Source organism: Neobacillus drentensis (genome assembly GCF_036966985.1).
In the GTDB taxonomy this organism is placed as follows: Bacteria; Bacillota; Bacilli; order Bacillales; family Cytobacillaceae; genus Neobacillus; species Neobacillus drentensis_E.
On the sequence record NZ_JBALSN010000671.1, the window covers coordinates 405 to 5549 of the forward strand.

At 36.6% G+C, this 5145-nt stretch carries 5 protein-coding genes; all 5 read left to right on the forward strand.

Annotated features, from left to right (window positions below; all coding sequences use genetic code 11):
- Positions 1-223, forward strand: a 223-nt coding sequence (locus V7659_RS30225; protein ID WP_335543712.1) for an ATP-binding protein, incomplete at its 5' end; no start/stop codon positions are given.
- Positions 224-636: 413 nt separating this feature from the next.
- A complete protein-coding gene (locus tag V7659_RS30230; RefSeq protein ID WP_335543713.1) occupies positions 637-1551 on the forward strand; it encodes a DMT family transporter in 915 nt (304 codons plus the stop codon).
- Positions 1552-1841: 290 nt separating this feature from the next.
- Positions 1842-3260 carry a rhamnulokinase gene (gene rhaB, locus V7659_RS30235; RefSeq protein WP_335543714.1) on the forward strand — a complete coding sequence of 473 codons (1419 nt, stop codon included), beginning with the start codon at positions 1842-1844 and terminating at the stop codon, positions 3258-3260.
- A gap of 21 nt (positions 3261-3281) precedes the next feature.
- Positions 3282-4535: an L-rhamnose isomerase gene (gene rhaA, locus V7659_RS30240; RefSeq protein ID WP_335543715.1), complete on the forward strand. Its 1254-nt coding sequence runs from the start codon at positions 3282-3284 to the stop codon at positions 4533-4535.
- Between the two features lie 477 nt (positions 4536-5012).
- A partial coding sequence (locus V7659_RS30245; protein ID WP_335543716.1) for a DeoR family transcriptional regulator occupies positions 5013-5145 on the forward strand: 133 nt, incomplete at its 3' end.

Consider the following 5145-nt stretch of genomic DNA (forward strand, 5'->3'; position numbering starts at 1 on the left):
AGTTGAGATTAGCGATATGGGTGTAGGTATAGAGGAGGCAAATCTGAAGAAAATCTTTAGTCCATTCTATACAACGAAATCTGATGGAACGGGGTTAGGGCTATCTATTTGTCAGAAAATCATTCAGGATCATGGTGGAACGATTGAGGTGACTAGTATTCCAAATCAAGGAACTACATTCACCATTTGTTTTCCCTTAAATAAAAAATATCTAGATACTTAGAGACCTTTCGTTGAAAACCAAAATAGATAAATATGAAGAAAACTCGCCAATATTTTACGGCGAGTTTTTGGTTTAAATATAGCCCTTTCAAAAAAGGGCCCCCTACTTTACTTTTTTGTAGGTATATAGCATGAACAAAAAAATCTGTTAATAAATCCTTTCCTGCTATTCTTTGAAGCAGTGCTGAATCAAAATAACTTGTTCGAATCATGATATTGATAATAATATCATTTTCGGAGGTGCTTTTAATACCATGCGTCAAGTAAACAGAGATCTCCTTCTTTCGAGATTACCTCTTTCACATTATGGAAGATGAATGGAGATTTCTCTAGATAATTCTTTCGATACGCGAAATACCGTGTTATACTTATAAAGTTATCAATGAAAACGTCCTAGAAGGGTTGTTTATTTAAATGTCTAGTACAATAAAAGCTTTTATAAGTCTCTTTTTAGTTTCTGTTTTGTGGGGGTTAAATTATCCAATCAGTGCCTATTTGCTCCAAGACTTTTCACCTGTCTTTTTATCAACTGTTCGAATTAGTTGTACCTCACTTTTTTTGATTATCGTTGCCTTGATTCATAAAGGAATAAAGCGTCCCACCATTTCAGAGTGGAAATTCCTAGTTGGTGTTGGAATCTTTGGAACTCTGTTAAATCAAACCTTTTACTTTACTGGGCTGCATCATACAACACCGGCAAACGCTTCATTAATCATTTCCTTGGCACCCATAGCAACAATTTTATTGGAACGGATCATCTTTAAGGTCAAGTTTACGGTAAAAAAATCCGCAGGGGCCATTATAAGTCTAATTGGTGTTTTTTCAATAATTGGCGTTGGAAAGGGCGGTTTAGGGATCTCATGGGGAGATTTTAACATTCTAATCGCCATGCTTTGCCTCTCGATTAGTCTATTATTTATTCGAGGTTTAGCGAAAACCATGAACACCTTTATTATTACCGTTTACTCGACCGTACTAGGAAGTGTACTGATGATTCCTGCAGCAGGAGTTGAAAATTTGGTAAGCGGCTCCTATATCAGCCATTCTCTTTTCATGTGGATATTATTAGCTTTTGCTGGGATTATCGCTCAAGGAGTTGCCGGTTTTTGGTGGAATAAAGGTGTAGCAAAAGTTGGCGCAGGTACAGCTTCAATGTTCATGAATATTCAGCCATTTGTGGCCATCCTTGCCTCCCATTTTATTCTAGGAAATCATATCTTGATGAATCAAATCCTTGGGGGGATTTTGGTATTGCTCGGGGTATTTATTGCGAATATGCCATCGATTAAAAATGCGGTCTCTACTGGACCAAATAAAGTGGCAATGTGAAAAGTCATCCCATTCAGGGATGACTTTTTTTAGGCTAAAAGGTCGGTGTATGTGAGCTTTCTGAGTAAGTTTTTAATTTGCCTCCATATTTTAGTTTCAAAAGTAAGGGAAGATAAAACTAACAGGACTTGGCTTGCCAAGTGAAATGCTGAGTATAGTAACAGAAAGGAAGAAATAATCCTTGTTTGCAAATAAGGACAATAAATTGGTCGAATCACGTTATAGGAAAATCCTATATTTCTATTAAAATAGAGTTATCAGAAAGCGTTTCCAACCGAGAGGTGATGTTAATGACAAAATACAGTATTGCGGTTGATATTGGTGCTTCAAGCGGCCGGCTAATTTTAGGCTATTTAGATAATGGGCTATTAAAACTAGATGAAATTCATCGTTTTGAAAACAAAATTGTTAAAAAAGGTGACTCCTATTGCTGGGAGGCCGATAAGCTTTTTCAAGAAATAAAAAATGGATTAAAAAAGTGCAATGAACTTGGCATCAAACCCGATAGCATCGGAATCGATACTTGGGCAGTGGACTTTGTGTTATTGGATGAGAAGGACCAACCTTTAACAGAGGCCGTTTCTTATCGTGACCCAAGAACAGACGGAATGATGGAGCAGGTTTTTGAAAAGATCATGAAGGAACGCCTTTATCTAGAAACAGGTATCCAGTTCCAAAAGTTTAATACAATCTATCAATTATATTCCATTAAACAAAACTCACCGGAAATCTTAGATCAAGCAAAATCATTCTTAATGATTCCCGATTACTTTAATTATTTGCTTAGCGGAAAAAAAGCAAACGAATATACCAATGCTACATCCACACAACTAGTCAATGCTTTCACGAAAAAATGGGATCATGACTTGTTGGATCTATTGGGAATTAATAAAGACATGTTCCACGAAATTAAGACACCAAAAACTGTTCTTGGAACATTAAAAGAAGAACTAGTTTCAGAGTGGGGCTTTGACCTTCAAGTGATACTGCCGGCCACACATGATACAGGTTCAGCGGTGATTGCTGTTCCAGAAGAAAATGAAACGGTTTATATCAGTTCCGGCACTTGGTCATTGATTGGAGTTGAAAACTACTTCCCAATCTGTGTAACCAAAGCATTGGACTACAATTTCACCAATGAGGGCGGAATGGATTATCAATACCGGTTCTTAAAAAATATTATGGGTCTTTGGATGATTCAAGAGGTAAGACGCAACTACAACAATGAATATTCGTTTGCCGAGCTAGTTGATTTAGCTAGAGAAGCGAAAGACTTTTCGGCTGTGGTTAACGTCAACGATGATCGTTTCTTAAAACCAGAGAACATGATACAGGAAATCATGAATTATTGCGTTGAAACAGGCCAGCCGATCCCTAGCACACCAGGAGAAGTCGCAAAATGCGTATATGATAGTTTAGCATTTAGCTATCAGGATGCCGTGAACGAAATCGAAGAAATTTTTGAAAAGAGATTTGAAAAAATCAATGTCATCGGCGGCGGCTGTCAAAATGAAATGTTAAATCAACTTGTCGCTGATGTAACCAAGAAAGAAGTATATGCAGGACCAGTTGAAGCGACAGCGATTGGCAATATCGTGGCTCAATTAATGGCACTTAATGAAATTAAAGATATTAAAGAGGCACGGACGATTGTTAAAAATTCTTTTGAAGTAAAGAAATATTTGCCAACAGCACCAATTACAAACTAACCGATAGAGAGGAAGAATTACATGTCTATTCAACAAAACTATGAACTTGCTAAAAAGGCCTATGAAAAATGGGGAATTAATGTTGATGAAGTAATCGACACTTTAAAAAATGTTCCGATTTCGATTCATTGCTGGCAGGGGGATGATGTTGGCGGGTTTGAAGTAAACCCGAACGATTTATCTGGTGGAATCTCTGTTACTGGAAATTATCCAGGTAAGGCAAAGACACCGGAAGAATTAAGAGCTGACTTAGAAAAAGCACTTTCCTTGATTCCAGGTAAGCATCGCGTTAACCTTCATGCAATTTATGCGGAAACAAATGGAGAAGTAGTGGAAAGAGATCAATTAGAACCAAAACACTTCGAAAACTGGGTGAAATGGGCAAAGGAGAATGGTTTAGGTTTAGACTACAACCCAACATTATTCTCACATCCGAAAGCAGATGATGGCTTAACACTTTCCCATCCAAACGAAGAAATTCGTGAGTTCTGGATTAATCATTGCATTGGCAGCCGGAAAATTGGTGAGTATTTCGGTAAAGAACTAGGTACACCAGCCTTAACAAACATTTGGATTCCAGATGGCTATAAGGATATCCCTAGTGACCGCCTGATTCCTAGAAAAAGATTAAAAGAATCATTAGATAAGATCTTTGCCGTGGAAACTGATGAGAACTATAACTTAGATGCGGTTGAAAGCAAGGTATTCGGCATTGGTTCCGAATCATATGTAGTCGGATCCCATGAATTTTATTTAAACTATGCGATGAAAAACAATAAATTGTGTCTATTAGATACTGGTCACTATCATCCAACAGAAACGGTATCAAACAAAATTTCTTCTATGCTTTTATTCAGTGAAAAGCTTGCTTTGCATGTTTCAAGACCTGTACGTTGGGACAGTGATCATGTCGTTATTTTAGATGATGAACTAAAAGAAATTGCTTTAGAAATTGTACGTAACGATGCCTTAGACCGTGTGATCATCGGACTTGATTTCTTTGATGCGAGCATCAACCGTGTGGCTGCTTGGACAATCGGCACACGCAACATGATTAAGGCTTTACTTAATGCCATGTTAGTTCCAAACGAGTATTTAAAACAACTTCAAGAAGAAGGTAACTTTACAGAAAGATTAGCATTAATGGAAGAATTCAAAACGTATCCATTTGGTGCTGTTTGGGATTACTACTGTGAAAAAATGGGAGTTCCAGTAAGAGAATCTTGGTTAGAAGAAGTAAAAGCGTATGAGCAAGAGGTTTTATTAAAAAGATAAGTTTAGTTTTATTAAAGGGGGACTCAAATAGGAGATATATAGGCTCCTTTGGGTCCTCTTTTTGGATTTACAGGTAAATAAAAAGAGGATTGTACAAAATATAGAAGGAATTTTACGAAGTTTTAAGTTATTGCACAAAATATAGGGAGAATTTTACGAAGTTTTAAGTTATTATACAAAATAAATTCACGAATAAAAGTATTATCTCGCAAATTTAATTGACTTGTTAATCGACAGTCGAAGAGCAAAAAATTAGGCTACCCTAGTGGTTACATGAGCTTCAATTGAAAGCAGTATCGGTAAACTAAAAATAATTATCGCCAATTACCTCGACATGATTGGCTAGTTTTTTGAATCCTTCTTCTAATAATTATGTTTGTTTTTCAAAAATATATGGTATAGTTGTAGTGATAATAACGAGAAAACAAATATAAAACAACATAAATACAAATTTCTTCGGCAGGAAGGGGCAGCACAATGCTAGTTGCAGAAAGGCAAAAAAAGATTGTGGACTTAGTTAATGAACGGTTGAGTATTCGGGTCACGGAGCTTAGTAAAATTTTCTCTGTAACAGAAGAAACGATACGGCGTGATCTTGAAAAGCTTGAAA

What these genes read in the sequence shown, in the direction of transcription:
- V7659_RS30230 (WP_335543713.1), top strand. Translation starts at nt 637, where the DNA reads ATGTCTAGTACAATAAAAGCTTTTATAAGTCTCTTTTTAGTTTCTGTT.
- rhaB (WP_335543714.1), top strand. Translation starts at nt 1,842, where the DNA reads ATGACAAAATACAGTATTGCGGTTGATATTGGTGCTTCAAGCGGCCGG.
- rhaA (WP_335543715.1), top strand. Translation starts at nt 3,282, where the DNA reads ATGTCTATTCAACAAAACTATGAACTTGCTAAAAAGGCCTATGAAAAA.